Annotated in this window: 1 protein-coding gene; it reads left to right on the top strand. The window is 64.7% G+C overall.

Annotated features, from left to right (window positions below):
* A partial coding sequence (locus tag OQ789_RS25575; RefSeq protein ID WP_324689183.1) for a condensation domain-containing protein occupies positions 1–1,719 on the top strand: 1,719 nt, incomplete at both ends.

Raw genomic sequence — 1,719 nt, forward strand, 5'->3', positions numbered from 1 at the left:
GGAGTTGCCGTTGACGGTCAACGGCAAACTCGACAAACGCGCCCTGCCCGCGCCCGATTACGGCGATGGGGGTCGATACCGCGCCCCGTCTACTCCCACCGAGGAGATCCTGGCCGGCATCTATGGCCAGGTGTTGGGTGTGGAGCGGGTGGGGGTGGATGACTCGTTCTTTGATTTGGGTGGTGATTCGTTGTCGGCGATGCGGTTGGTGGCGGCGGTCAATGCTGGTGTGGGTGGGGGTGTTTCGGTGCGTGCGGTGTTTGATGCGCCGACGGTGGCGGGGTTGGCGGGGTGTGTGGGTTCGGGTGGGGGTGGGGTGGCGCGGTTGGGTCCGGTGGTGCGTCCGGCGGTGGTGCCGTTGTCGTTTGCGCAGTCGCGGTTGTGGTTTATCGATCAGTTGCAGGGGCCTTCGGCGGTGTACAACTTGGCGGTGGCGTTGCGGCTTGAGGGTGAGTTGGATGTGGCGGCGTTGGGGGCGGCGCTGGGTGATGTGGTGGGTCGTCATGAGTCGTTGCGGACGGTGTTCGCGGCGGTTGATGGGGTGCCGCAGCAGGTGGTGTTGCCGGTGGGGGGTGTTGATTTCGGGTGGCAGGTGGTGGATGCGACGGGTTGGTCGGACCAGAAACTTGATGGGGCGATCGCGGCGGTGGCGGGTTATCGGTTTGATTTGGCGGTTGAGATCCCGTTGCGGGCCCGGCTTTTCCGTTGTGGTGTGGATGAGTATGTGTTGGTGGCGGTGGTGCATCATATCGCCGCGGATGGGTGGTCGTTGGGGCCGTTGGTGGCTGATTTGGGGGTGGCGTATGGGGCGCGGTCTGTCGGGCGGGTGCCGGGGTGGGCTGAATTGCCGGTGCAGTATGTGGATTACACGTTGTGGCAGCGTGAGCAGTTCGGGGATCTTGATGATCCTGAGAGTGTGATCGCGACTCAGGTGGGGTATTGGGAGCGGGCTTTGGCGGGGTTGCCCGAGCGGGTGGTGTTGCCTACGGATCGGCCGTATCCGGTGGTGGCTGATCAGCGGGGTGCGGCGGTGGCGGTGGAGTGGTCGGCGGGGTTGCAGGCCGGGATTGCGGGGTTGGCGCGGGAGTGTCAGGCGAGCAGTTTCATGGTGATTCAGGCGGCGTTGGCGGTGGTGTTGTGCAAGGTGGGTGCGGGCCGCGATGTGGCGATCGGGTTTCCGATTGCGGGGCGCAGTGATGCGGCGTTGGAGGGGTTGGTCGGGTTTTTCGTGAACACGTTGGTGTTGCGGGTGGATTTGGCGGGTGATCCCAGTGTGGCGGAGTTGGTGGGTCAGGTGCGGGCGCGCAGTTTGGCGGCGTTTGAGCATCAGGATGTGCCGTTTGAGGTGTTGGTGGAGCGGCTCAATCCGGTGCGGAGTTTGAGTCATCATCCGGTGGTGCAGGTGATGTTGGCTTGGCAGAACTGGCAGCATGCGGATGCGGTCGGGGGTGTGGGGTTGGGGCCGGTGCGGGTCAGTGAGATCGGGTTGGATGCGCAGACCGCGCGGATGGATGTGTCGGTGTCGTTGGCGCCGCGGTGGACTCAGGTGGGGGAGCCGGCCGGTATTGGGGGGTCGGTGGAGTTTCGTACGGATGTGTTTGAGCCTGAGACGATTGAGGCGTTGGTTCACCGGTTGCAGCGGGTGCTTGAGGAGATGGTGGGTGATCCCGGGCTGCGGCTTTCGGGTATTGGGGTGCTTGGGGCCGGTGAGCGCGCCGG

This window comes from Mycobacterium sp. 94-17 (assembly GCF_035617725.1).
In the GTDB taxonomy this organism is placed as follows: Bacteria; Actinomycetota; Actinomycetes; order Mycobacteriales; family Mycobacteriaceae; genus Mycobacterium.